The following is a 26,276-nucleotide window of genomic DNA, read 5'->3' as shown; positions in this document are numbered from 1 at the left end:
CAACAGTTACCTTACCTGCTAAGAATCTGGATTTTCCTGACTAACAGAGCACACATGACAAATAAACTGTTTTTCTTCGTATTCTTTTTCACCTTCCCCTGATTTGGGAGGCGATTCGTCGTAAGAGCAAGAATACGAAGACGAACAAAAAAGCCTCCTGACCAGGAGGCTTTTTTTATATAAGAACATAAGGCAGGTAATAGCATCATGACAGACAACCCATTACTGGCACTGCGAGAACGCATCAGCGCATTGGATCTGCAATTAATTGAATTGTTGGCACAAAGACGAGAGCTGGCGCTAGACGTCGCCCGCAGCAAATTACATTCGCATCGCCCCATCCGTGACAAAGAGCGTGAACGTGATTTGCTGGACAAGCTGACCGCCGCTGGGAAAAAACATCATCTTGATGGTCACTATATTACCCGCTTATTTCAGCTCATTATTGAAGATTCGGTACTGACGCAGCAGGCTCTCTTACAGCATCACCTCAACCAAACAACATCACATTCTGCTCGTATTGCGTTCCTCGGTCCGAAGGGGTCTTATTCTCATCTTGCCGCCCGCCAGTATGCCGCACGACACTTCGAGCAACTCATCGAATGCGGCTGCCAGAAATTTCAGGACATCTTCAATATGGTGGAAACAGGGCAAGCGGACTATGCCGTTCTGCCGATTGAAAACACCAGCTCTGGTTCGATTAACGACGTCTACGACCTGCTGCAACACACAGCTTTATCCATCGTCGGCGAATTAACCAATCCAATAAATCACTGCGTTTTAGTTGCTACCGATACGTCATTGGAACAGATCGAAACGGTTTATAGCCACCCACAGCCGTTCCAGCAGTGCAGCCATTTCATTAATCGTTTTCCACACTGGAAGATTGAATATTGTGAAAGCACGGCCGCGGCGATGGAAAAAGTGGCTGCACTCAACTCACCAAAAGCAGCGGCACTCGGCAGCGAAGCCGGTGGTCAACTTTATCAGCTACAGATGCTGGAACACGATCTGGCAAATCAGTCGCAAAATATCACTCGCTTCATTGTATTAGCACGTAAGCCGATTGACGTAACTGAACAAGTACCAGCAAAAACCACGCTAATTATGGCAACCGGCCAACAGTCCGGCGCACTGGTGGAAGCGCTATTGGTATTGCGTGATAACGGCATTGTGATGACCAAGCTGGAATCCAGGCCGATCAACGGTAACCCGTGGGAAGAGATGTTCTATCTTGACGTACAGGCCAACCTGCGCAGCGATGCTATGCAGAAAGCGCTAAAAGGATTAGCCCCCATCACCCGCTCGTTAAAAGTGTTGGGCTGTTACCCCAGTGAAAACGTCGTCCCCGTCGATGTAAACGAATAGTCGATACGAACGAATCATTGAAAAAAGCCATCCTGGTATCCCCGGGATGGCTTCTTAAACACAGCCAAGATAGTAAACCTGCTTATTGACGAATATCGTTTGCCTGACGCAAAAGCACTCGGCTCTCCGCCTGAAAGCGTTTGGCATAGTCGCCAAACCAGTGTTCGACTTTTTTGAAGCTGTTAATAAACTCAGCTTTATCCGTCTGCTCCAGTAACGTAATCGCTTCGCCAAAGCGTTTGTAGTAACGCTTAATCAACGCCAGATTATCCTCTGAAGACATAATAATGTCGGCATAAAGCTGTGGGTCCTGTGCAAACAAACGCCCGACCATGATCAACTCCAGACGATAGATTGGCGATGACAGAGCGAGTAGCTGTTCAATCTGCACATTCTCTTCGGCTAAATGCAGACCATAGGCAAACGTCGCAAAATGCCGCAGTGCCTGAATGAACATCATGTTCTGATCGTGTTCAACCGCGCTAATACGATGCAGACGCGCGCCCCATACCTGAATCTGTTCCAGCAACCACTGGTAAGCTTCAGGCTGCCGGCCATCGCAATAGACGACAACCTGCTTGGCAAGGCTCCCGCTGTCTGGCCCGAACATCGGGTGCAGGCCAAGTACCGGACCACTATGCGCCGCTAACATCGCCTGAAGCGGGCCATTTTTTACCGATGCCAGATCAACCAAAATACAGTCATCCGGTAAAGCTGGCAGACGAGCAATAACCTGCTCAGTAACGTGAATCGGCACGCTAACAATCACCATACCGGCGTCAGACAGCAATTCATCCGCGCGCGGCCAGTCATCCTGCTCCAGAATCTTGACCTGATATCCCGACAGCGTCAGCATTTTTTCAAACAGATTGCCCATTTGACCACGGCCACCGATGATGACGACCGGGCGCAACTGTGGACACAGCGTTTTAAAGCCTTTGTCATTTTCGCTGGTATAGGATTCGCGCATAGTTCGCCGCAGGATATCTTCAATAAGATCCGGTGGAACCCCCATCGACGCCGCCTCTTGACGGCGTGAACTGAGCATGGCCGCTTCACGATCGGGCGCATAAATAGGCAAACCATAGCGGCTTTTCACTTCACCTACTTCCGCCACCAAACACAACCGACGTGATAACAGCGCGACAAGCTCCTTATCCACCTCATCAATCTGATCACGTAATGCGGTCAGTTCAGCTACCATATCTTGTTACTCTCCTGAATGTTTCACACGCGTAGCACTCAGCTCTTGATGAACGGAACGCAGCAGCGCTTCTGTACTTTCCCAACTGATACAGGCATCCGTGACTGATACACCATAGCGCATATCTGAACGCGGCTGTTCTGAAGATTGGCTCCCCTCGTTAAGGTGGCTTTCCAGCATCAGTCCTATAATGGAACGATTTCCCGCCTTAATTTGTTCAATCGCAGATTCAACAACAAGTGGCTGACGGCGGTAGTCTTTATTCGAATTACCGTGACTACAATCTATCATCAGCGCCGGTCTCAGTCCCGCATCCTGCATCTGTTTTTCACATTCAGCGACATCCTGCGCACTGTAATTTGGTTTTTTACCGCCGCGCAGAATCACGTGGCCATCAATGTTCCCCTGCGTTTGCAGCAGACAAACCTGACCCGTTTGATTGATACCCACAAAACGATGCGGCATTGCGGCGGCTCTCATCGCATTGATCGCCGTTCCCAAACTCCCATCCGTGCCGTTTTTGAACCCAACAGGCATAGACAGGCCGGAAGCCATCTCACGGTGCGTTTGTGATTCTGTCGTACGTGCACCGATAGCCGACCAACTGAACAAATCCCCCAGGTACTGCGGACTGTTCGGATCAAGTGCTTCGGTCGCCAGCGGCAGCCCCATATTCACTAGTTCCAGCAGCAGACCGCGCGCGATATGCAGCCCCGATTCCACATCAAATGAGCCATCCATGAACGGATCGTTGATGAGCCCTTTCCAGCCCACGGTAGTACGTGGTTTTTCAAAATAAACACGCATCACAATATAGAGGCGATCGTTTAATTCAGCTGCGAGCGATTGCAGGCGGCGTGCGTATTCCAACGCGGCATCGGTGTCATGAATCGAGCAAGGCCCACAGACGATCAGCAGACGATCATCGCGGCCATGAATGATATCCGCAATAGTTGCTCTCGCTTGGGCAATATCACGTTGTTCTGCATCGTTAAGTGGAAACTTGGCTTTCAATTCATCGGGGGTAATCAAAACCTGTTCTGCACTGATATTAATATTGTTAAGTGAATCTTTTTGCATGATCCCATTCCTGAAAAGTTCGGTATATTCGCGACTGTCTGTACAACCCATTGCCCGTACGACCAACGCATGATGTTTACACCATAACACGAACCGTAAAGATTTCAATCCACTTAGTGTAAATAAAAAATTACCACCCTAAATATTGTCATAAAAACACTATCTGCATGCCCGATCACTTCCCGACGCAACCATGCCTCTCTCCAGCGTGAATAATGATAGAATCACGCCAACAAGGGGGAAGGATGCTGAAAGCGATAATCATCGATGACGAACAGCTGGCACGTGAAGAGCTCAGCCTGTTACTGGAAAATGAATCTGATATCACCATCATTGCACAGTGCAGCAATGCGCTGGAGGCAATACCCGCGATTCACCGGCTGCAACCGGATGTCATTTTTCTGGATATACAGATGCCAAAGGTCAGCGGATTAGAGCTGGTTGCCATGTTGGATCCAGAAAATATGCCTTATGTCGTCTTCGTGACAGCCTATGACGAGTACGCGGTGAGAGCATTTGAAGAGCATGCTTTTGACTATTTACTGAAACCGCTGGATGCACAGCGGCTGGGCAAAACGTTAAATCGTTTACGGCGCGGCACAAGCGTAAACAAAAACGTACAGATAATTTCAGAACCCTTACTTCGTCACATCCCCTGTAACGGGCACAACCGTATTTTTTTGCTCAAGATTGAGGAAGTCGAGTATCTTTGTTCGGAACTCAGCGGCGTGCACGTCGTGGGCGTCAGCCAGTCCGGCTATACCCAACTTTCGCTGAAAACGCTGGAAGAGAAAACGCCTTTCGTCCGTTGCCATCGTCAATATATGGTTAACACGGAGCAACTGAAAGAAATACAGTTAATGGAGAATGGCGCAGCAGAAGTATTGACGCACACGGGAAAACACATCCCAGTCAGTCGCCGCTATCTCAAGTTACTGAAAGAAAAACTGGGCATCGCCTGACGGCATGCTCCTTCAGGCCAATGGCCAAAATATTGAAGGTTTGATGATGAAATACAGTTATATCTTGGCTGTAATTCTTTTAATGACAGCATGCCAAAACAACGTCCCTTCGTTACCGGCTAAAAGTGAATCAGGATTCTGGTATGAAGCGGGTTATCAGGACGCAATATCCGGCATGGTCGTAAAGGACGATAGCACCTTACAGGAATGGTTTGGTAATCCGCAGATCGATCGTGAAACCTACTTACGTGGTTATCAGGCCGGACAATCGGCTTTTTGCGGTACAGATAACATGGAAGAATGGGGAAAAGCTGGAAAAAACTTTCCCGCCAGTTGCGATGGCGTAGAGAATGCGGAAGCGCTGCGAATTCACTGGCAGCAAAACCTGCCTTAATCTCCTTCCAAAGATAAGACGATGGCCCATACTCATCAGCGAGTTAGCTGGCAAAAAGCTATGGATCATCGTATCTGGTAACAATTCCACTCACTTTTATACTCATATAGAAATACGTCAGACATACCTCGCCTCTATTATCGCTCAAACATAATAATCACATTAAGTTATTAATAACCTAATGCTGGGATAACGAAAGAATCATAGGTCATTGATAGTTACTCCCATTATTCCTGATAGCGATTGATATTATGGAGTGCTCACATGTCCGGTTCACATAAGCCTCATAACCCGTCTCTGAATAACAGCTCAAGGCTCTTATCACACGCAACGTCATCGCAGGAAAGCTATGATGAACGCGTCGCTGCGGTAAAGAACAAAATTATCGAGTCCGGCGACCACTCTGGTATTTCTGTAGAGGAACAGTTGGCGCTTCTCGATGCCTTATCCCACCTTGAATTAGGCCAGTTTTTACTGAAACATCATGGGTTAAATGCGTACTGGACACATAATGTGATAGCACATCAGCCAACTCACTATGTGAACCCGCTCGAAGAAATTATCTACACACAACTCCCCAGCGTTTTAGCGACACGCGAACGGTTCGGTATTTTCCAACGCCTGCTTCAAGAACACTTACGACCGAATGCCGTCATGGTATCCGTCCCCTGTGGCGTCATGGCCGACTTACTGCTGCTGGACTATACGCGGCATCGAGATGTGAAATTAATCGGGATCGACCTGGATAGACAGGCGCTGGAAGAGGCTTACAAACTTGCCAGTCAACAAGGGTTGGAAAACCAAATATCGTTGGTACTGACTGATGCCTGGACCGTTGATTTAGCCGCACAAGCCGATGTGATTACCAGCAACGGACTCAATGTTTATGAGCAAGATGATGACAAAGTGACCGAACTTTACCGCGTGTTCTATTGCGGGCTGAAACCTGGAGGCACGCTGATAACCAGCTTTATGACACCTCCTCCTACGCAATCGCAAGACTCCCCATGGATAAACACCGACCCGAAATTGCTGGCGCTCCAGTATGTTCTTTTCTCCCGCATTATCGGGGCAACGTGGACAGCGTTCCGAACCCACAAACAAACGCAATCGCAGTTAGAACAGGCTGGATTCACCGATATTCAGTTTATTAACGATCGTATGCACATGTACCCAACGGTTGTCGCTAATAAGCCGTACTGAACAGGATAAAAACGGTATCAACGCGATGCTTTGATCGCCGTAACCGATCAATATTGGAAAATTGATCTGTATAAACGTTTATAAAATAACCACGTGTGATGTCATTATGGTACTGAAATTCAAACAATAATGATGACATCAGGGAAAGCGAAGCCCACCTTTTGAACTGCACCCCTACTCGTTGGGTGTCCAACTTTTGGGGTGCAGTTCAAAAAAGGTGGGCTTTTTACTACTGAAACAAAGGATGTCTTAGCCACAGCCATTAAACAATGCATACATATCCCTGAGAGATAGCACAATGCATTTCCACCGCCGCTTTGCCGCCAACAGACATAAAAAAAGGGGTTAGCCTTTGGCTAAACCCCTTATTCATAACAACTTTCGGATGTTGCGAAAGCGCTATCTTAGTTAAGACGCTCTTTGATACGAGCAGACTTACCAGTACGCTCACGCAGGTAGTACAGTTTGGCTTTACGCACGGCACCACGACGTTTAACAGCGATGCTGTCAACAACCGGAGAGTGAGTCTGGAATACACGCTCCACGCCTTCGCCGTTAGAAATTTTGCGAACAGTGAATGCAGAATGCAGACCGCGGTTACGAATAGCGATAACCACGCCCTCGAATGCCTGCAGACGTTTTTTGCTACCTTCAACAACCCATACCTTCACTTCTACGGTATCACCCGGACGAAATGCAGGTACGTCCTGCTTCATTTGTTCGTCTTCGATTTGCTTAATAATGTTGCTCATAATATGTCTCTTACCCTAGGTAAACTGATAGTTGGGTTCGCCAGATCAAACCGACGTAACCACCTAATACTCTTGTTGCTCAGACTGATATTCACGTTGGAATTCAGCCAGCAACCTTGTTTGCTCGTCAGTCAGAGCTAGGCTTTTCAGAAGTTCAGGTCTTCTAAGCCAGGTTCGGCCCAGCGACTGCTTCAACCGCCAGCGACGTATTTCCGCATGGTTTCCAGACAGTAACACCGCCGGAACCTCCATGCCTTCCAGTATTTCAGGGCGAGTGAAATGAGGACAGTCCAGCAATCCATCGGCAAAAGAATCTTCTTCTGCTGAAGCCTGATGCCCCAGAACGCCCGGTATAAAGCGGGCAACAGAGTCAATCAGGGTCATCGCTGGCAGTTCCCCACCGCTGAGGACGTAATCTCCGATCGACCATTCTTCATCGATTTCGGTTTTAATTACGCGCTCATCAATCCCCTCGTACCGTCCACAGACCAGAATCATCTTCTGGTTCGTAGCGAGTTGACGTACGCCTTGCTGATCTAATTTACGGCCCTGAGGTGATAAATAAATCACTCTCGCGCCTTCGCCTGCCGCTGCTTTTGCTGCGTGGATCGCATCCCGTAAAGGTTGCACCATCATCAGCATTCCGGGGCCACCGCCATAAGGTCGGTCGTCCACGGTGCGATGCCGATCGTAAGTGAAGTCGCGAGGACTCCAATACTGTACGTTCAGCAGGCCATTTTTTACTGCCCGGCCAGTGACTCCGTAATCAGTAATTGCCCGGAACATCTCTGGAAACAGGCTAATCACCCCAATCCACATAGTCTCGTTCCGCTGGGTACTACTGGTCGATTCAGAGCTCAAAAACCAGGATCCCAATCTACTTCAATAGTTTGAGTAGACAGGTCGACGCGCTTAACAACCTGTTCAGTGAGGAACGGAACCAGCCGTTCCTTGACTCCGAAGGCATCTTTTAGGTTGGCTTTTATTACCATCACATCGTTCGAGCCGGTTTCCATCATATCGATGACTTTACCCAACTCATAACCCGTTACGGTCACGACCTGACAGCCAATAAGATCCTTCCAGTAATAATCACCTTCGCCCAGATCGGGCAGTTGTGACGAATCTACGACAATTTCGCAATTAGTCAGTAAATTAGCCGCATCACGGTCATCAGTACCTTTCACTTTAATGATCAGATCCTGATTGTGATACTTCCAGCCTTCAATCTCGACAAGCTGCCAACCGCTTTTGCTCTGGATGAACCAAGGCTGATAATCAAAAATGCTCTCGGCATCTTCGGTGGATGAAAACACTCTGAGCCAACCTCGGATGCCATATGCCGATCCAATTTTCCCCATCACAATCGGGTTAACGGGAGGCTTTGGGCTGAGTTGATTGCTCATTATCACCACCGCAACAGATTATGCTGCTTTTTTAGCGTCTTTGATCAGCGAAGATACGCGATCAGACACAGTTGCACCCAGACCAAGCCAATGCTCGATACGGTCCAGATCCAGACGCAGGGCTTCTGCTTGACCAGCTGCGATTGGGTTGAAGAAACCTACGCGCTCGATGAAACGACCATCACGCGCATTGCGGCTGTCGGTCACGACTACTTGATAGAAAGGGCGTTTTTTAGCGCCGCCACGTGCCAAACGAATTGTTACCATAACATCCTCTTTAGTGAATAAAACAACTGGGCCCCATCGAGGAACGGAGCCCAGTATGTCATATAAAAAGCCCGAAAATTTTACTCATTTTGGCGCAAAAAGCAATCTAAAGCGTGTAATCGCGCCAAGAGTTTATCTACGCCACGGAATTTCAGTGATTAACGCCCCGGAAACCCAGGTGGCATCATCCCTTTCATGCCGCGCATCATTTTCGCCAGGCCGCCGTTTTTCATCTTCTTCATCATGCGTTGCATATCATCGAACTGCTTCAGAAGACGGTTCACGTCCTGAACCTGCATACCTGAACCCATCGCGATACGGCGCTTGCGCGACCCTTTGATAATCTCAGGCTTAGCACGTTCCTGAAGCGTCATTGAATTAATGATCGCCTCCATGCGTACCAGCACTTTGTCATCCATTTGCGATTTCACATTATCAGGCAGTTGGCCCATGCCCGGCATTTTGCTCATCATGCTCGCCATCCCGCCCATATTGCGCATCTGCTTGAGCTGATCCAGAAAATCGGTCAAATCAAACCCATCGCCCTTCTTCAGCTTCTTCGCCAGCTTCTCTGCCTGTGTGCGGTCGACCTTGCTTTCAATATCTTCAATCAGTGAAAGCACATCGCCCATGCCGAGAATGCGCGATGCCACGCGCTCTGGATAGAACGGCTCCAGCGCTTCGGTTTTTTCGCCGACACCGAGAAATTTAATTGGCTTGCCAGTAATATGGCGGATAGACAACGCCGCACCGCCGCGGGCGTCACCATCAATTTTGGTGAGGATCACACCGGTCAGTGGCAGCGCTTCGTTAAAGGCTTTCGCCGTATTCGCCGCATCCTGCCCCGTCATGGCATCAACCACAAACAGCGTTTCAACCGGCTTAATCGCCGCGTGAACCTGCTTGATTTCGTCCATCATCGCATCGTCAACGTGGAGACGACCCGCGGTATCGACTAACAAGACATCGTAGAACTTCAGCTTAGCGTGCTGTAACGCGTGTTGTACGATAGCAAGCGGCTTTTCCTGCACGTCTGACGGGAAGAAATCGACCCCCACCTGCTCTGCCAATGTTTCCAACTGTTTAATCGCCGCAGGGCGATAAACGTCAGCTGAAACCACCAGCACTTTTTTCTTATGCTTTTCGCGCAGGAATTTACCCAGCTTGCCCACGCTGGTCGTTTTACCCGCACCTTGCAGACCGGCCATCAGAACAACCGCAGGCGGCTGTGCGGCAAGATTCAGCTCGGCGTTGATTTCACCCATGGCGCTGACGAGTTCGTTTTTAACAATTTTGACGAACTCTTGGCCCGGCGTCAGACTTTTATTGACTTCATGTCCGACAGCACGCTCTTTCACGCGATTGATAAAATCACGCACCACAGGTAACGCGACGTCGGCTTCCAGCAATGCCATACGCACTTCACGCAGCGTTTCTTTGATGTTGTCTTCAGTCAACCGCCCGCGGCCGCTGATATTGCGCAATGTGCGCGAGAGTCGATCGGTTAAATTTTCAAACATATCTCATGCTCAACGTAAGACAGGCCGCCAGCGCGACACGAATGGAAGAGATTATACACAAAAGCGGCAACGATCTCAGCGCTGCTGATGGAGAACTGTTGGTGCCCACGGCGACTAACGCTATACTGATTCTCTATTTTACCTAGTTGATATTTAATAACCTATTTGTATGTCTGTTTTCGCTATTGTGGCGCTTGTCGCCTACACACTCAGCCTCGGACTGATTATCCCCAGTCTGCTACGCAAGAACAGTGCATATCGTCGGCTGGCAATACTCTCGGCCAGCGCTGCGCTAATTTGTCATGCGGTGGCGCTCTATCAACGCATTTTCGATGTTCAGGTCGGCCAAAACCTTAGCTTGCTGAATATCGGTTCACTGGTCAGCCTCATCATCTGTACGGTGATGACGTTTGTCGCCACTCGCGATCGCGGCTGGTTTATTCTTCCTATCGTCTACACCTTTGCGCTGATCAATCTGGCCTTCGCCAGCTTCATGCCGAGTGAATTCATTACGCACCTCGAAGCGTCACCGGGCTTGATGATCCATATCGGCCTGGCACTTTTCTCTTATGCGACCTTGCTGATTGCGGCACTTTATGCGCTTCAACTCGCCTGGCTTGATTATCTGCTCAAGAATAAAAAGCTGGGATTTGCCGCTGACATGCCGCCGCTGATGGGTATTGAGCGCAAGATGTTTCACATCACGCAGATTGGCGTCATTCTGCTCACGCTGACGCTCTGTACTGGTTTGTTTTATATGGATGACCTGATCGATAACAAAGAGAACCTGCACAAAGCCGTGTTCTCCCTGTTTGCCTGGTTCATCTATATTCTGCTGCTTTGGGGGCATTACCATGAAGGGTGGCGCGGTCGCCGCGTTGTCTGGTTCAGCCTGCTCGGTGCGCTAATGCTGACGCTTTCTTACTTTGGTAGCCGGGTTATACAACACTTTCTTGCCGTCTGACCCTTCCTCAAACACAAAAAAAGAGAGCCAACGTTCGGCTCTCTTTTTTATCCGTGCCTATCCGACAAACTAGATATGCAGCTCGGCCAGCTTATCTTTCGGCAGCGCCAGATCGTCATTTTGGTTGATACCAATATCGTGATCCACGATGTGCTGAGCAATTTCCTGCGCTTCTTTCAGTGAGTGCATCTCGTAGGTGCCACACTGAAATTCGTTCAGCTCAGGAATTTTACGCTGGTCAGTCACTTTCAGAACGTCCGCCATCGCCGCTTTCCAGGAATCAGCAACGCGTTGCTCGTCCGGCGTACCAATCAGGCTCATGTAGAAACCGGTACGGCATCCCATCGGAGAAATATCGATAATTTCAACACCATCACCGTTTAAATGATCGCGCATAAAGCCAGCAAACAGGTGCTCTAGCGTATGGATACCGCGCTCTGGCATGACTTCGATGTTCGGACGGCAGAAGCGCAGGTCAAATACAGTGATATTGTCGCCATGAGGGGTTTTCATGGTTTTAGCGACCCGCACTGCGGGTGCGGCCATACGGGTATGGTCAACGGTAAAGCTGTCTAGTAACGGCATAATGCCACCTCCTCATAGAAAAAATTCATTTTTTCTCGTTTCCGAGAACTTTTCCTTTTTATGCGAGTCTGACTTACTGAAAGACGCGCATTTATTATCATCATCCCTATTAGAGATGTTTATTTGGCCACAGTTTCTGTGGCCTTTTCTTTTTAATGCGTCGCCAGATAGTCGTCAAAACTCATCGTATCTTCAGACTCAATCTGACGTTGACGCTGCCAGGAGCTCTCACTCGCAGCAGCTAATTGTTCTTCCGTCAACACCTGCAGCGGCTCGCTGCTGAGCATTTTGCGGTATTCTTCCGCTAAATTCAGCCCCACGCTACCATTGCCTTCTTGCTTCATCAACGTTAATAGTCGACCAGAGAACGTCGTTTCTGGATCGTCAAAACCAACAAGCAGTTCATCACATACCTGCTGATAGTGCGGTTGACCGCTTTCCGCGTCCAACACTTCCGCAACGCGACGTAAATCCGCAAACAGAGATTTCCCCACCTCAGCAATCGGCTGCTGGATGGTTTCACACCGCATTCCCACCGTTTGCCCCGGTTTACGTCCTTCCAGAATCACTCGGTTCCAGTTTTTACGCGTACACAGTAGTTCATCTGCGCTCATTTCCGGCGCATCTGCCAGCGCACACCAGATCAGGAATAAATCCAGGAAACGTACCTGACTTTCACTCACCCCAGTCGGAGAGAAAGGATTGATATCCAACGAACGCACTTCAATATATTCAATTCCGCCACGCAGCAAGGCATCAGACGGCGTTTCACCCGCACGTGTTACACGCTTCGGACGAATCGGCGCATAGAGCTCATTCTCAATCTGCAAGACGTTCGTATTCAACTGTAGATAACGACCGTCCTTCTTCATACCAACCCGAGCATATTCCTCAGATGGCGTTTTTATCGCGCGTTTTAACGCCGCGACATAGGTATCAAGATCGTTAAACGTAATCCCCAAATTGCTCTGTGATTTATTGGTATAGCCTAAGTCACTAAGCCGCAGAGAGGTAGCATAAGGCAGGTAAAGCATGCCTTTTTCCGTACGCTCAAACGGCAGTGCAGTTTCCCGATCTTTCAGGAAAGAAGAACAGATCGCCGGAGAAGCCCCGAACAGGTAAGGAATCACCCAACCAAAGCGGTAATAGTTGCGAATCAGTCTGAAGTATCCTGCTGAAATGGCCTTTTTCCCGCTTTCTGCATCAGCGACACCTTCTTGCGCCTGCCAGAATGACAGCGGAAGGGAGAAATTGTAATGCACCCCGGAAATGGTCTGCATCAACGCACCATAGCGGTTTTTCAGCCCTTCACGATAAAGCGTTTTGAAGCGCCCAACATTTGATGAACCATACTGCGCCAGCTCAATATTTTGCTCGCTGTCGATAAAGCACGGCATGCTCAATGGCCACATCCGCTCATCGCCCAGATTGCGGGAAACGTGACGATGAATATCGCGCAGAAACGTCAGCAGGTGATCGACATCTTTGTCGACTGGCGTAATGAACTCCAACAGCGCTTCAGCAAAGTCTGTCGTAATCCATGGGTGTGCCAACGCCGAACCCAATATCTCGGGGTGCCCTGTCGTAGCAAGATGTCCGTTTTCTGTTACGCGCAACGTTTCGCGTTCAATTCCACGCTGAATGCCTTTCACCGCCAAAGGGTGTTTTTCCAGCCAAGAAAGTGCTTCTGAAATGTCCGGGATCAAATCGACCTCCCGTTGTTAAAATGTAATGGTTGTAAGCATAATTGAAACTCAGTAGCACTCACCAGTTCACATTGCAATCTGGTTAAGACCACCACGCCATCCCCTGTAACGTTATACCTGCCAATACGATATACCGCAGCGCTTTTCCAATACCGATGAAAAACGCCGATTGCACCCAGGGCATGCGTAGCCAACCCGCTAACACGCACAATAAATCGCCTACTATCGGCACCCAGCTAAATAACAGCGCAGCACAACCATAGCGCTGCAACCAGCGCATGGCCACCGTATACCCAGCTTGTTGTTTTGGCTGAGGGAGTAAGCGCCCTATAAAAATATTTGTTAACCCGCCCAGCGTATTTCCTACCGTCGCCACAGCGATCAACAAGTAGGGTTTTGCGCTGTCAGCTAGCAATAACGTTACCAGCAGTACTTCTGAACTGCCGGGCAACAGTGTTGCACTGAGCAAGCTACTCCAGAAAAGAGAAAAAAAGGCCCAGAACTCACTCACAATGTACGGACATCAACCACGGCCATGTTAGCTCGGTTAGCCGCTTCAATACCGTAGTCTGCATCTTCAAACACAATACATTGTTCCGGTGCGACAGAAATCAATGCGGCACAACGCAAAAAGGTATCAGGAAAAGGCTTATGCTGAATGACATCATCCGCCCCAACAATTGCATCAAAATAATCATGCAACCCCAAATGCGTTAGCAATCTATCAGCCATGCCATGCGTGCTACCCGTACCGACCGCCATAGGGCGCCGTCCGCGATAATGCTTCACCACATCAATCAGCGGTAGGGGTTTTACTGTATCCAGCAGCATTGCCTCAACAACGGCCGTTTTTTCCGCCGCCAATTGGTGAGCATCAATATCAGCCTGATGACTGCCGATAATACGCTGTGCAATACGCCAGGTGGGCGAGCCATTCAATGCTGTCATGGCACTGGCATCATATCTCATGCCATATCGGGCAAGAACCTGATCCCACGCTTTATGGTGCGTCGGTTCGGTATCAAGCAGGGTGCCATCCATATCAAAGATCAGCCCTTGATAGCGATCGTACATCATGACTCCATGATCACTGAAAAGAGAGCTTACTTTATCGTAAAGTGAAAACGTTGTCGCTTACTCAATAACCTTATAAAAAACAGGTTATTACTACCCTAATGGTAAGAAAACCTTTATTTATTCACCGATTCAATATTGGTATCCAGACTGCATAGGAGACAAGAATTAAGGTACAAACGTAATGAGAGAAATATCGTTATGATATCGGCAAGAGAGCACAATGATGCTATCGCACCACAAGCAGATAAAGGATATTTGATAAAATAGGCGTGGTGTATCTGAACACATTATCTGACTTATATCGTAATAACAGGGCGTCGATTACGGGATGTCACTCTTGCGCTGATTAATGCACGCTAAGGCGGGAAGTAAGACGAGTATTTTATTTACATCAGAATATGGTGCATCCGGGAGGATTCGAACCTCCGACCGCTCGGTTCGTAGCCGAGTACTCTATCCAGCTGAGCTACGGATGCAGAGTGTGGTGCAGAAAGAAGGGAATTGAACGAGATACTTAAGAATGGTGCATCGAGGAAGATTATTTGGCTTTGCCTCGCGCTTTGGCGCTGTTGCTAAAACAACATTTTCTTCCCTTGTTCCTATAAACCAAGACTATCGGTTATAAGAGCAAGATAACAACCTTATCTATATCGAATTATGGTGCATCCGGGAGGATTCGAACCTCCGACCGCTCGGTTCGTAGCCGAGTACTCTATCCAGCTGAGCTACGGATGCATTAATAATTCTTTATCTGCGACAAAACTTTTTTACTAATACTACTTGCCCCGTAAAGGCAGTATTTAATGGTGCATCCGGGAGGATTCGAACCTCCGACCGCTCGGTTCGTAGCCGAGTACTCTATCCAGCTGAGCTACGGATGCATATTAAATGGCGGTGAGGGAGGGATTCGAACCCTCGATGCAGCTTTTGACCGCATACTCCCTTAGCAGGGGAGCGCCTTCAGCCTCTCGGCCACCTCACCTTACATTACCTGATTCGCTACTAAGAACTTCTTGTTAGTGCTCACCGGTACTGCGTGGCGCACATATTACTTTCCCAGACTTATAAGTCAAACAATTTTTCCCACCTTGTGTTCGTTTGAACAATTCGCATCCAAGGCGAGCATTTTCACAACAAAAAGTTTGTTTTATCGACAGAAAAACAGGCGGTTACCTTGAGAAAGGAAGCGCACAGTAAAAATGAATCTATCGATAAATGTGTGGAGGAAAAGCGGGAAAGAGCAATTGCGTCCCGCGAAGACGAGACGCATTGTCAATCAATATGACGTTGGTTGAGATTTTTCGGCCTGAATACGCTGATAGATCTCTTCACGGTGGACAGAAACCTCTTTAGGTGCATTAACACCAATGCGCACCTGGTTGCCTTTCACTCCTAATACGGTAACCGTTACCTCATCGCCGATCATGAGGGTTTCGCCAACTCGACGAGTCAAAATAAGCATTCTTTGCTCCTTGAAAGATTATAAAGAGTCGGGTCTCTCTGTCTCCCCGCCATTATCCATCATGTGCTGTGAAAACGTAAACCTAGACGATGGTATAAGCACCACCGCACTCCGGTTTGTCACTACTTGTTAGTTTAGTCGATATCAGTAGCTTGTGCTTTGGTTATCACAACAGCAGGACTGAGCGTGTCATACTTCAGAATCTCTGAAGGTAGCACACGTTCTCCCCCACTTGCCGGACCCTTTTTCGCAGACAAAAACGCCACAACCAGAAAGTTATGGCGTTTTTGTTGGATAACGCGAATAAAACGTTATCTATTGTTTATAGCTTAGCAGCAACCCAAGATTCAACACTTGCCAGCGCAGCAGGCAATGCAGACACGTCTGAACCGCCAGCCTGAGCCATATCCGGCCGGCCACCGCCTTTACCACCAACCTGCTGGGCAACAAACCCAATCAATTCGCCGGCTTTTACACGGTCAGTCAGATCTTTCGTTACACCAGAAATCAAGCTAACCCGGCCTTCTGCCGCCGTTCCAAGAACGATAATAGCAGACTCTAGCTGATTCTTCAGGTCATCCACCATCGTGCGCAGCAGCTTAGGATCCACATTGTCCAGTTGCGTAACCAGCAACTTCACGCCGCTAACCTCTTTCGCTTTGCCGGACAGCGACGAGCTTTCCTGCGCTGCTTGCTGAGCCTTCAACTGCTGAAGCTCTTTCTCCAACGTGCGGGCACGATCCAGAACAGAGCGTACCTTATCCGTCAGGTTGTGACTATCCCCTTTCAGCAGTTGCGCGATATCTTGCAGAACGTCGCTCTGGCGGTGCAGCGCAGAAAGCGCATTTTCACCCGTGGTCGCTTCAATACGACGCACCCCGGCTGCGGTACCTGATTCTGAAATGATTTGGAACAGGCCAATATCACCAGTACGGCTTGCGTGTGTGCCCCCACACAGCTCAATGGAGAAATCCCCCATCGTCAGCACACGAACATGGTCGTCGTACTTCTCGCCGAACAACGCCATCGCGCCTTTCGCTCTCGCATCATCCAGCGCCATGACATCCGTTTGCACGGTAAGGTTACGGCGGATTTGCGCATTGACGATATCTTCAACCTGACGAATCTGCTCAGGTTTCATCGCTTCCGTATGTGAGAAGTCAAAACGCAGATAGCTGTCGTTAACCAGAGAACCTTTCTGCGCGACATGGTCGCCCAGAACCTGACGCAGCGCGGCATGCAGCAGGTGCGTTGCGGAGTGGTTCAGACGAATGCGATCGCGGCGTTGGCTATCAACGTTGGCATCGACACTGTCGTTAACACGCAGTGTCCCCAGAGTCAGTTTGCCGACGTGGCCGATTGCCTGACCATATTTCTGAGTATCCTGAACAGCAAAGCTGGCGCCCGCGTTTTTCAGTTCACCTTGGTCGCCAACCTGACCACCGGATTCACCATAGAATGGCGTTTCGTTCAGGATCACGACCGCTTCATCACCTGCCGCAATCTGATCAACCGCGTTTCCATTGTGATAAAGCGCAATAACCTTCGCTTGCTGCTGCGTTTTTTCATAGCCGCAGAATGGCGTAGTTTCATCCACACGGATGAGACTGTTGTAATCAACGCCAAAGCCGCTGGCCTCACGCGCACGCTGGCGCTGAGCCGTCATCGCAGCTTCAAAACCTTCTTCATCGACTTTCAGGCCACGCTCGCGGCACACATCCGCGGTGAGGTCGACAGGGAAACCATAGGTGTCATACAGGCGGAAGGCCGTTTCGCCATCCAACGTATCCCCTTTCAGGTTTTTAATTTCTTCGTCCAGCAGAGACAGGCCGCGTTCCAGTGTACGGGCAAACTGCTCTTCTTCCATCTTCAGCGCTTGCTCAACGACAGAGTGCTGCTTCTTCAACTCTTCCGCTGCCGGCCCCATGACTTCAATCAGTGGCGCAACCAGTTTGTAGAAGAAGGCATCCGTAGCGCCCAGCATGTTACCGTGACGTGCTGCGCGGCGAATGATACGGCGCAGGACATAGCCACGGTTTTCATTAGATGGTGTCACGCCATCCGCAATCAGGAATGCACAAGAACGGATATGGTCAGCGATAACACGCAGCGACTTATTGGTTAAATCCGTCGTGCCGACGGCTTTAGCAACCGCCTCAATCAGCGTTTTGAACAAATCAATGTCATAGTTTGAATTGACGTGCTGCAACACGGCAGAAATACGCTCTAACCCCATTCCGGTATCGACGGAAGGTTTCGGCAGCGGCAGCATCGTGCCATCAACCTGGCGGTTGAACTGCATGAACACCAGATTCCAAATTTCGATATAGCGGTCACCATCTTCATCAGGGCTTCCCGGTGGGCCACCCGCGATGTGTTCACCGTGATCGAAGAAAATCTCGGTACACGGACCGCACGGCCCGGTTTCACCCATCTGCCAGAAGTTATCAGAGGCGTAAGGTCCGCCTTTGTTATCACCAATACGAATAATTCTTTCGCGCGGTACGCCAACTTCATCAGCCCAAATGTCGTAGGCCTCGTCATCCGTTGCGTATACTGTTACCCACAGTTTCTCTTTCGGCAGGTTGAACCACTGGGGAGACGTCAGTAATTCCCACGCATAGCGGATCGCATCATGCTTGAAGTAATCGCCGAAGCTAAAGTTACCCAGCATTTCAAAGAAGGTGTGGTGGCGTGCGGTATAACCTACGTTTTCCAGGTCATTATGTTTACCACCGGCACGCACACAGCGCTGCGAGGTCGTCGCACGGACATAGTTACGTTTATCCAGCCCGAGGAACACATCTTTAAACTGGTTCATACCCGCATTGGTGAATAACAATGTCGGATCGTTGTTCGGCACCAGAGAGCTGCTATCAACAACCTGGTGTCCCTTACTGTGGAAAAAATCGAGAAACGCTTGACGGATCTCAGCGGTGCTCTTGCTCATAATTGTCCTGGAATCAAGCTAGAAGAACAGGTCGCGGGCAAGGTTAGTCCAGCATGCTGACGCTACCGAGCAACTCACGAACAAAAAAGTGGGAATAAGATAAATTTTCTTCGATGGGAAGTAAAATCCCGTATGCGTTCAATCTGAAAAATTCGTATAAATTGACTGGATTTCTTCATGAAAGAAGCCACGATAGAGCAGATATCGCTGATGTTTGACTTTGTCTTTCCATTCATCGGACAGAGGATGCCCGAATTTTCGTTCCACAACTGATTTCGCCAGCGCGCACCAATCAACATCACTCTCGTTTAATGCCGTGGCTAATATCGTCTTATCGATCCCTTTCTGGCTAAGCTCCATTTTAATTCGCTGGACGCCATAACCTTTGCGACTTCGGCTGCGGATATAGCGACGTGCATAGCGCGCATCATCCAGCCAACCGTGCTCCTTGCAGTAAGCAATAGCAGCCTCCACATCTTCTGCTCCAGCTCGGGCAGTAGCGTCGTCCGCTCCATCTTCTGCTTCTGCACTTTCTAATTTATATAAATACGCCGCACATTTGCGGCGTATTTCGGCTTCACTATAATCCCGAACAGACAGCACATTCATCGCATAGCGTAAGGGTTTATTCATCCATCTACCCGCAGATGTGCTTTGTCACAGGGAGTCCAGCCACCATTAAAACTCTTCGTTGCCTTCGTCAGCGAATGCATCTTCGTCATGGCTGTTGCCGGCTGTGGCAGGCGTCAGCTCATTACCTTTATGCAGCAGCATTTCACGCAATGTCTTATCCAGTTCCGCAGCAACAGCCGGGTTCTCTTTCAGGAAATTACAGGCATTCGCTTTACCCTGACCAATTTTGTCGCCGTTATAGCTATACCAGGCACCCGCTTTTTCGATCAGCTTGTGTTTCACACCCAGATCGACCAGCTCACCGTGGATGTTGATACCTTCGCCGTACAGAATCTGGAATTCAGCCTGTTTGAACGGTGCCGCAACTTTATTCTTCACGACTTTAACGCGAGTTTCGCTGCCGACGACTTCTTCGCCTTCCTTGATAGCACCGGTACGGCGAATATCCAGACGAACGGAAGCATAAAACTTCAGAGCGTTACCGCCGGTCGTGGTTTCAGGGTTACCGAACATCACACCAATTTTCATACGGATCTGGTTGATGAAGATCAGCAGCGTATTGGCTTGTTTCAGGTTACCCGCCAGTTTACGCATCGCCTGACTCATCATACGTGCCGCCAGCCCCATGTGGGAGTCACCGATTTCACCTTCAATTTCTGCTTTCGGCGTCAGAGCCGCAACAGAGTCGACAATGATAACGTCAACAGCACCAGAGCGCGTTAGCGCATCACAAATTTCCAGAGCTTGTTCGCCGGTATCCGGCTGAGAACACAGCAGATTATCGATATCTACGCCAAGCTTTTTCGCATAAATCGGATCCAACGCGTGTTCAGCATCGATGAACGCACACGTTTTGCCTTCACGCTGAGCAGCAGCAATGACCTGTAAGGTCAGCGTGGTTTTACCGGAAGATTCCGGGCCATAAATCTCAACGATACGGCCCATCGGCAAACCACCGGCGCCCAGAGCAATATCAAGGGACAAGGAGCCTGTAGAAATAGTTTCAACATCCATTGAGCGATCCTCGCCCAACCGCATGATAGAACCTTTACCAAATTGCTTTTCGATTTGGCCCAGTGCTGCCGCAAGTGCCTTTTGTTTGTTCTCATCAATAGCCATTTCTGCTCCTGTCATGCGGCGTAAAGCTGCTGTCTCTACGCGGCTGCTTAATCATGAATTGCCGAATAATTACTGACATTATACTGTATGCGCATACAGCATCAAGGTTATTTTTTCAGAAACGCGTCGAGCAGCGTTTGCAGCGCAAAATGGACCGATTGCAGACGCGCCGAGTTTCGATCTCCGCTAAATCGCATTGTCCGCGCGAATGCTTCGCCCCGTTTATCTGTGAAGCCAAACCATACCGTACCGACAGGCTTCTCTTTGGTCCCGCCGTCGGGCCCGGCGACGCCGCTTATCGATATGGCAAAATCTGCATCGGCGGCCTGCAACGCCCCTGCCGCCATCTCATTAACGACGGCTTCACTCACCGCACCATGCCGTTCCAACGTCTCCGCGCTCACATTCACCAGACGCTGCTTGGCCAGATTGCTGTATGTCACAAACCCATAGTCAAACCAGCCGGAGCTACCTGCAACATCAGTAATAGACTTAGCCAGCCAGCCCCCGGTGCAGGATTCCGCGCACGTCAGCGTAGCACCACGCGCCTTCAGTTTTTCACCAACCAAAACACTTAACCGCAGAATGTCAGCTTCTGTCATTGCCGCCTCATCTTAATCAAGGATTGTTGGGTCAGGGTAACACTTTTCCCTGAAAAAGACGCCCCGCTGCGCGGGATGCGAAGCGCATAGCAAAGAGGATGAAAAACGAGGGAAAGTGAATAAAGCACCGCCGATAATCAAGCAGAAAATAACGCGACTTTACTCTGTAGTCAGTAGAGTACAAATGGTCAGCCGGGTACAAAGCAGATAGGAATAATTAATACGAGCGTAATTTACATACAGCCTGCGCAACTGGTGCATCGCCAGTCCTGCTTATTTATAGCCTGAAAGAAATATCTAAAATAACACTCTTCGATTGGGACATTATTTTCTTCGAAGCTATCGGCCAACCAGTCGATATTCTCCAGAATCCAATCGTCCTCATCTAATCCGTCCCGGTAGGTTTCATCATCAGGATCGATGATAGAGTAGATTCCCATCGTTCCCATATGATTTTCTGTATATTTTTCCGGTAGCGAAAAATCTTTCTCTTTATAAGATATTAACCAATGACCGTGGCAAAGTAGATTGCCATTACGGCTCCATCGGGCAACAAATGGGTTACTCATATTTATTCTCACCAGCATAAAAGCTGGCTATAAACGTAGCACGGCATATTTATAAAGTAAATCGCCTCACAGGCCATGTGTTATTTAAAGGACAGACCCCATGGACAACACGCTATTACATCTTAATAGGTACAATCCCATTAACAATAAATTGATAAATATCAATTCATATAAAAATAAACGTCCGAAATAGAGAAATACAAATGAAAAAAGCCCACTAAAAATAGTGGGCGGGTACAGCTATTATCGTTATGGAAAAACCCTGGTGTTTTGCGGCACGTCATTCGGCTTCTGTCTGATGCTTACAGTACCGAATGAACATTAACTCAACATTAGGCACTCAAAAATTTTGGCTATTGCTGTGATAGCCTGCATCACACTATCCCATATCATCCGCCGCCTCCCGCTTTGCTTCGCTGGCAGATATCGGTCAGAATGGTGTGCATATGCCCATAAAGGGGTAACCATCGATTAGGGAGAATGACGGGTGTTGCCCTCTTTCTTAAAAAGAACCGCAGCGAAAAACGGCAGCTATGCCAATGAGATCAGCAGCAGCATTACTATCAATCGTCCGGCAGAACGCTTGTTTGATCTTTGGCGTAAACCGGAAACGTTACCGATCCTAATGGGGCATTTCGCCAGTATTGAGATACTGAACTATACCGACTCCAACTGGCGGATTAACACGCCGATTGGCGCACTCATTGAATGGCAGGCTCGTATTATTGATGAAAAACCAGGGGAGTACATCCACTGGCGTTCGCTGGAAGGAGCGCGAGTTCCCAATGAAGGCAGGCTTTCTTTTCAGCCTGCCGCATCGGAAGCGGGTACAGCCGTGACGCTGACCATTCGCTACAATCCACCGGGAGGCTTGATTGGGAAAAAGATCGGCCAAATGTTTGATATGTTTTCTCGCGATATGCTGACGAAAACGCTCTATCGTTTCAAAAAATTAGCGGAGGATGAGCTGGTCTAAGCCACACCAGCCCCTCTCGCGACAGCTCATCATCGACCCTTTTCCTGAACTGACGACAGCGCCCCAAAAAGAGGAACGTAGAATGCTGGAATTGATTCAAACCATTGGTCTTGGTCTGGTGTTAATCCTACCACTTGCGAATCCACTGACAACGGTAGCCGTATTTCTGGCGATGTCTGGCAACATGAGCCAGGGGGAACGAAATCGTCAGATCTTTCAGGCCTCGCTCTATGTCTTCATCATTATGACCGTCGCGTACTACGCAGGTCAGGTCGTGATGAATACCTTCGGAATTTCCATTCCCGGCTTGCGCATCGCCGGCGGGCTCATCGTGGTATTCATCGGTTTTCGCATGCTTTTTCCTCAGCAAAAACCAGAACATGCGCCTGAAGTCAAAAGTAAAAAAGAAGAAATCAACGACAGTTTCTCTGCCAATGAGGTCAATATCGCTTTCGTTCCACTGGCCATGCCCAGCACCGCGGGGCCAGGAACGATTGCCCTCATCATTAGTTCTGCCTCACAAATCAAGAGCGGCGTCGATATTACCCCATGGGTGATTGCCGTTGCCCCCGTACTGACTTTTATGTTGATCAGCCTGATCGTCTGGCTCAGTCTGAAAAGTTCTGGCCTGATTATGCGCTTGATCGGTCAAAGCGGCATTGAAGCTATTTCACGGCTGATGGGATTCCTGCTGGTTTGCATGGGTGTGCAGTTCATCATTAATGGTACGCTGGAAATCGTGCATTCTCTCCATTAAGTCAAAGATGATAGAGAGATATCAATACGTTGCCAGATAGCCTAATTAGCGTCTATAACTTTGAATGGCGGGTTTATTCATTGGTCGCAAGCGGATGCCCCGCCGGTTTGCCATTGATAATGACATAACAAAAAGACAGCGTGATTTTGCTTACCTAGCGGAAAATAGGTGCGGCCACCATGAAAATAAGAAAACGACTCCCGGTCAATTTACGTTCACTCATTTTATCCCTCGCCATTATCAGCATGCTCATTACGCTGACCAATGCCTATGTTGCTGTTTATAAAGTACAAAAAAATCTCATTACCGATCAGATACTGAGTTCAAACCTTAACTACTCTTCCAAGCTCGCTGCTACCACGGAAAGTTTTTTATCCTCCGCACAACAAGAACTGGCCTACAGCGCGACATTGATGGCAGAGGGCTTTGGTGACGATAAGGCCTTGCTGGAGAAAAGCGAGCAGATATACCGCATGAGCGAAAGTTTTAATTCAGTCTTCGTTGCAGATACGCAGAATCGCATACGAACGGTTTACCCAATATCGCTGAATCTGAAAGGAAGCACACTAACCTCAGAGGCCAGCAAGCAGGCATTAGTGGAACAAAAACCGTTAATCAGCCAGCCTTATATTTCGGTTACGGGAAATCTGATCGTGCTGGTGTCCTCCCCCATCCAAGACAAACAGGGAAATTATCTCGGTTACATCGGTGGAACCATTTATTTAAAAAGCAAAAGCGTCTTGAACGAATTCATGAATACCCATTTTTATAACGATTACTCCAGCGTTTACGTGATCGATAAAAACGGGATTGTTCTCTACCATCAGGATAAACAATGGGTCGGCAAATCCATTAGAGATGAGAAAATCAAAGCCGCATTTCAGAACAAAAAAAGTGGAACCCTCGCGATACCCGATATGCTAGGTACCCCATCGCTGGCTGGTTTTGATACAGTCAAGTCATCTGGCTGGATTATCGTTACCTTGCATCCTTCTCAAAACGTTATTGATTCACTTAACGGCGTCATGCGTTCCGTCTTATATGAAGGTGCGCCAGTGATGGCATTAACACTTATCGCGCTCACCCTGCTCGCCTTCTCTATAGCCAACCCTCTACGGCTACTGGCCGTTTCTGCCAGTAAAATGGAGGAGCCCGACGTGATTGAAAAAATCAAGAAAGTGCCTTCCTGGTACTTTGAAGTTGAGCAGCTAAAACGCGTCATTCTTTTCGGTACGGTGTTATTGCACAAGCGGATCGGCAAACTGAGCTTGCAAGCCCACACCGATCCGCTCACCGGGTTACTCAATCGCCGTGGTGTCTATGAAAACATTGAGCTCATTCTGTCAAAGAGCCATCAGGTTGCCGCCATCGTGATCGATATCGACCATTTCAAACGCGTGAATGATACCTACGGGCACAATATCGGCGACGATGTCATCAGGCTACTGGCTAAAAGCATAAAACAGGCTTCACGTGACTCCGATCTGATTTGCCGCACTGGCGGAGAGGAATTCCTCGCACTCCTGCCCGATACGGATATGAAACAAGCCGTTGATATTGCAGAACGGCTGCGTAAAAAAGTGGAAAAAATGCCGCTGCCGATTCCTGAAAACATCACGATTTCATTAGGCGTCACCTGCTTTATTCCGGGAACGGAGCAGATAGACAGCGTGTTAAAAATCGCGGATGACGCGCTCTATCAGGCCAAACATGAAGGCAGAAACCGGGTCGTCACCAAAATCGTGCCTGACAGTTCAATCAACAGCGACACAGAATAGACGCGCTCAGCGCTCATCCCGGACTCTGAAAAACAGGCAAAAAAAACCCGCACAAGGCGGGTAAGGTCATGCTAATGACAGGGATGGTTAACTAACACAACACTCACAGAGATGTGAGGTACTGACAAGGGATGGAAAAACTATAGCAAGCCAAATGTATAGTATTGTCATCAGCAGGTAAGGTTAATCTACCGGTTGTAAAACAACATTGGCGATGTTTCCCTGCCGCCCTGTCTGGCTATTTCAGCCTGCTTCCCAGCCGCTATTACGCTTTTTTCGTTTTCATCAGCGCAGCCAGCAGTCACATGATTAAGCCATCTTCCAAGACGGCTATGCCGATTTTGAGCACAGCGCATGACCGCTCTGGCACCATGAATGATGAATGTCCTAAGGTCGCAGTTACCGTTTTTAGTCATCGAAGTGGGAATGTGTTTTCCGCCGGAACGGTGTTACCAGAGTACCAGACCACACCAGGCAGAAAGTTGTCTTCCGTTAGCAAATTGTTCTGCATCAACCTCACTTAAAAAAGCAGCGGCAATGGCCGGGCCAACACCCGGTATCGTTAATAAATGGGGATATGCGGCCTGCTGTTCCGTGGTTTTGATCGGTACAAAGTTGAATACCTGAGCGGTATGCTGTTTCGCAGATTGCCAGCGTATCCTTTGCATCGTTCTTCTGGCTTCTGACAAACACTGCCACATGCTGGGCATGAGATAAGTCTTACGCTATATCCCATAGCGCTGAGTGCTCGCCCCCAGAAATGAGAGGTTGAACAGGCTTCCATCGCAATTAACGTGCCCGGTTAAAACTGACGAAGCGTATCCAGCAATTTTGACGCGAGATTTTTCTGCTCCAGGCAACGGAGCCATCAACCATCAAGACACATACCTGGAAAACAGATTTAGCGATATCGATACCAACAACTCTGATCTTGTTCATGTG

General features: G+C 48.8%; 25 protein-coding genes, 4 tRNA genes, 1 pseudogene and 1 other annotated feature. Of the genes and pseudogenes, 8 read left to right on the top strand and 22 right to left on the bottom strand.

Annotation, left to right across the window (positions count from 1 at the left end; translation table 11 throughout):
* Positions 1 to 53 precede the first annotated feature (53 nt).
* Positions 54 to 179 (top strand) — a sequence feature (Phe leader region).
* A 28-nt stretch (positions 180 to 207) separates the two neighbouring features.
* Complete coding sequence (gene pheA, locus O1Q74_RS05015; protein WP_180743949.1) at positions 208 to 1,368, top strand: bifunctional chorismate mutase/prephenate dehydratase; 1,161 nt, start codon at positions 208 to 210, stop codon at positions 1,366 to 1,368.
* A gap of 82 nt (positions 1,369 to 1,450) precedes the next feature.
* Here the strand turns inward: pheA and tyrA are convergent, their stop codons facing one another.
* Entirely contained in the window at positions 1,451 to 2,572 is a 1,122-nt protein-coding gene (tyrA, locus tag O1Q74_RS05010) for a bifunctional chorismate mutase/prephenate dehydrogenase (RefSeq protein ID WP_271876624.1), read from the bottom strand.
* Positions 2,573 to 2,578: 6 nt separating this feature from the next.
* Positions 2,579 to 3,652, bottom strand: a complete 1,074-nt coding sequence (locus O1Q74_RS05005) for a 3-deoxy-7-phosphoheptulonate synthase (protein WP_271876622.1) — start codon at positions 3,650 to 3,652, stop codon at positions 2,579 to 2,581.
* Positions 3,653 to 3,897: 245 nt separating this feature from the next.
* Between O1Q74_RS05005 and btsR the strand changes: the two genes are divergently transcribed.
* The 3 genes from btsR (at position 3,898) to O1Q74_RS04990 (ending at position 6,211) form a co-directional block, all read left to right on the top strand.
* Positions 3,898 to 4,614 carry a two-component system response regulator BtsR gene (gene btsR / locus O1Q74_RS05000; RefSeq protein ID WP_225085512.1) on the top strand — a complete coding sequence of 239 codons (717 nt, stop codon included), beginning with the start codon at positions 3,898 to 3,900 and terminating at the stop codon, positions 4,612 to 4,614.
* An 82-nt stretch (positions 4,615 to 4,696) separates the two neighbouring features.
* The gene (locus tag O1Q74_RS04995; RefSeq protein WP_442953120.1) at positions 4,697 to 5,008 is read left to right on the top strand and encodes a DUF2799 domain-containing protein; all 312 of its coding nucleotides are present in this window, start codon (positions 4,697 to 4,699) and stop codon (positions 5,006 to 5,008) included.
* A gap of 264 nt (positions 5,009 to 5,272) precedes the next feature.
* Positions 5,273 to 6,211 carry a class I SAM-dependent methyltransferase gene (locus tag O1Q74_RS04990; RefSeq protein WP_271876619.1) on the top strand — a complete coding sequence of 313 codons (939 nt, stop codon included), beginning with the start codon at positions 5,273 to 5,275 and terminating at the stop codon, positions 6,209 to 6,211.
* 404 nt (positions 6,212 to 6,615) lie between these two features.
* Here the strand turns inward: O1Q74_RS04990 and rplS are convergent, their stop codons facing one another.
* The 5 genes from rplS to ffh form a co-directional block, all read right to left on the bottom strand.
* Entirely contained in the window at positions 6,616 to 6,963 is a 348-nt protein-coding gene (rplS, locus tag O1Q74_RS04985; protein ID WP_010285987.1) for a 50S ribosomal protein L19, read from the bottom strand.
* Between the two features lie 63 nt (positions 6,964 to 7,026).
* Complete coding sequence (trmD, locus tag O1Q74_RS04980; RefSeq protein WP_015841361.1) at positions 7,027 to 7,782, bottom strand: tRNA (guanosine(37)-N1)-methyltransferase TrmD; 756 nt, start codon at positions 7,780 to 7,782, stop codon at positions 7,027 to 7,029.
* A 38-nt stretch (positions 7,783 to 7,820) separates the two neighbouring features.
* Positions 7,821 to 8,369, bottom strand: coding sequence for a ribosome maturation factor RimM (rimM, locus tag O1Q74_RS04975; RefSeq protein ID WP_271876616.1), 549 nt, complete (start codon positions 8,367 to 8,369; stop codon positions 7,821 to 7,823).
* Between the two features lie 18 nt (positions 8,370 to 8,387).
* Positions 8,388 to 8,636: a 30S ribosomal protein S16 gene (gene rpsP, locus O1Q74_RS04970; RefSeq protein WP_015841363.1), complete on the bottom strand. Its 249-nt coding sequence runs from the start codon at positions 8,634 to 8,636 to the stop codon at positions 8,388 to 8,390.
* Positions 8,637 to 8,794: 158 nt separating this feature from the next.
* A complete protein-coding gene (gene ffh / locus O1Q74_RS04965; protein WP_271876612.1) occupies positions 8,795 to 10,156 on the bottom strand; it encodes a signal recognition particle protein in 1,362 nt (453 codons plus the stop codon).
* A 169-nt stretch (positions 10,157 to 10,325) separates the two neighbouring features.
* Between ffh and O1Q74_RS04960 the strand changes: the two genes are divergently transcribed.
* Positions 10,326 to 11,120, top strand: a complete 795-nt coding sequence (locus O1Q74_RS04960) for a cytochrome C assembly family protein (protein ID WP_271876609.1) — start codon at positions 10,326 to 10,328, stop codon at positions 11,118 to 11,120.
* Positions 11,121 to 11,189: 69 nt separating this feature from the next.
* Here the strand turns inward: O1Q74_RS04960 and luxS are convergent, their stop codons facing one another.
* The 14 genes from luxS to O1Q74_RS04890 all read right to left on the bottom strand — a co-directional run bounded on the left by luxS (position 11,190) and on the right by O1Q74_RS04890 (position 21,823).
* Positions 11,190 to 11,705: an S-ribosylhomocysteine lyase gene (luxS, locus tag O1Q74_RS04955; protein WP_010286009.1), complete on the bottom strand. Its 516-nt coding sequence runs from the start codon at positions 11,703 to 11,705 to the stop codon at positions 11,190 to 11,192.
* Positions 11,706 to 11,857: 152 nt separating this feature from the next.
* Complete coding sequence (gene gshA / locus O1Q74_RS04950; RefSeq protein WP_271876605.1) at positions 11,858 to 13,411, bottom strand: glutamate--cysteine ligase; 1,554 nt, start codon at positions 13,409 to 13,411, stop codon at positions 11,858 to 11,860.
* Positions 13,412 to 13,493: 82 nt separating this feature from the next.
* Positions 13,494 to 13,922 carry a YqaA family protein gene (locus O1Q74_RS04945; RefSeq protein WP_271876602.1) on the bottom strand — a complete coding sequence of 143 codons (429 nt, stop codon included), beginning with the start codon at positions 13,920 to 13,922 and terminating at the stop codon, positions 13,494 to 13,496.
* Positions 13,919 to 14,485, bottom strand: a complete 567-nt coding sequence (gene yqaB, locus O1Q74_RS04940) for a fructose-1-phosphate/6-phosphogluconate phosphatase (protein ID WP_271876599.1) — start codon at positions 14,483 to 14,485, stop codon at positions 13,919 to 13,921. Before yqaB ends, O1Q74_RS04945 begins: the two co-directional genes overlap by 4 nt.
* A gap of 402 nt (positions 14,486 to 14,887) precedes the next feature.
* A tRNA-Arg gene (locus O1Q74_RS04935) sits at positions 14,888 to 14,964 on the bottom strand.
* A gap of 182 nt (positions 14,965 to 15,146) precedes the next feature.
* Positions 15,147 to 15,223 (bottom strand) — tRNA-Arg (locus O1Q74_RS04930).
* A gap of 69 nt (positions 15,224 to 15,292) precedes the next feature.
* Positions 15,293 to 15,369, bottom strand: a tRNA-Arg gene (locus O1Q74_RS04925).
* Positions 15,370 to 15,377: 8 nt separating this feature from the next.
* A tRNA-Ser gene (locus O1Q74_RS04920) sits at positions 15,378 to 15,470 on the bottom strand.
* A 294-nt stretch (positions 15,471 to 15,764) separates the two neighbouring features.
* Positions 15,765 to 15,950 carry a carbon storage regulator CsrA gene (gene csrA, locus O1Q74_RS04915; RefSeq protein ID WP_005972168.1) on the bottom strand — a complete coding sequence of 62 codons (186 nt, stop codon included), beginning with the start codon at positions 15,948 to 15,950 and terminating at the stop codon, positions 15,765 to 15,767.
* Between the two features lie 322 nt (positions 15,951 to 16,272).
* Positions 16,273 to 18,900, bottom strand: a complete 2,628-nt coding sequence (gene alaS / locus O1Q74_RS04910; RefSeq protein ID WP_271876570.1) for an alanine--tRNA ligase — start codon at positions 18,898 to 18,900, stop codon at positions 16,273 to 16,275.
* Positions 18,901 to 19,038: 138 nt separating this feature from the next.
* Positions 19,039 to 19,533 (bottom strand): recombination regulator RecX, encoded by a 495-nt coding sequence (recX, locus tag O1Q74_RS04905; RefSeq protein WP_271876568.1) that lies wholly within the window; start codon positions 19,531 to 19,533, stop codon positions 19,039 to 19,041.
* A 45-nt stretch (positions 19,534 to 19,578) separates the two neighbouring features.
* Positions 19,579 to 20,652, bottom strand: a complete 1,074-nt coding sequence (gene recA / locus O1Q74_RS04900; RefSeq protein ID WP_271876565.1) for a recombinase RecA — start codon at positions 20,650 to 20,652, stop codon at positions 19,579 to 19,581.
* A gap of 107 nt (positions 20,653 to 20,759) precedes the next feature.
* Positions 20,760 to 21,254, bottom strand: a complete 495-nt coding sequence (pncC, locus tag O1Q74_RS04895) for a nicotinamide-nucleotide amidase (RefSeq protein ID WP_271876563.1) — start codon at positions 21,252 to 21,254, stop codon at positions 20,760 to 20,762.
* A gap of 233 nt (positions 21,255 to 21,487) precedes the next feature.
* Entirely contained in the window at positions 21,488 to 21,823 is a 336-nt protein-coding gene (locus O1Q74_RS04890) for a hypothetical protein (RefSeq protein WP_271876560.1), read from the bottom strand.
* 487 nt (positions 21,824 to 22,310) lie between these two features.
* Here O1Q74_RS04890 and O1Q74_RS04885 point away from each other — a divergent pair, with 487 nt between their 5' ends.
* From O1Q74_RS04885 to O1Q74_RS04875, 3 genes are all read left to right on the top strand, one after another.
* Positions 22,311 to 22,799 carry an SRPBCC family protein gene (locus O1Q74_RS04885; RefSeq protein WP_271876557.1) on the top strand — a complete coding sequence of 163 codons (489 nt, stop codon included), beginning with the start codon at positions 22,311 to 22,313 and terminating at the stop codon, positions 22,797 to 22,799.
* A gap of 82 nt (positions 22,800 to 22,881) precedes the next feature.
* Positions 22,882 to 23,556 (top strand): MarC family NAAT transporter, encoded by a 675-nt coding sequence (locus tag O1Q74_RS04880; RefSeq protein WP_271876554.1) that lies wholly within the window; start codon positions 22,882 to 22,884, stop codon positions 23,554 to 23,556.
* 179 nt (positions 23,557 to 23,735) lie between these two features.
* Entirely contained in the window at positions 23,736 to 25,334 is a 1,599-nt protein-coding gene (locus tag O1Q74_RS04875) for a sensor domain-containing diguanylate cyclase (protein WP_271876552.1), read from the top strand.
* 188 nt (positions 25,335 to 25,522) lie between these two features.
* On the opposite strand, the pseudogene O1Q74_RS20335 reads toward O1Q74_RS04875, so the two are convergent.
* Positions 25,523 to 26,273 (bottom strand): annotated as a pseudogene (locus O1Q74_RS20335) (IS110 family transposase).
* Positions 26,274 to 26,276 lie beyond the last annotated feature (3 nt).

It is taken from the genome of Pectobacterium sp. A5351, from assembly GCF_028335745.1.
Lineage (GTDB): Bacteria > Pseudomonadota > Gammaproteobacteria > Enterobacterales > Enterobacteriaceae > Pectobacterium.
The sequence above is the reverse complement of the archived record's forward strand: the minus strand, read 5'-3'. Positions and strand labels throughout refer to the sequence as shown.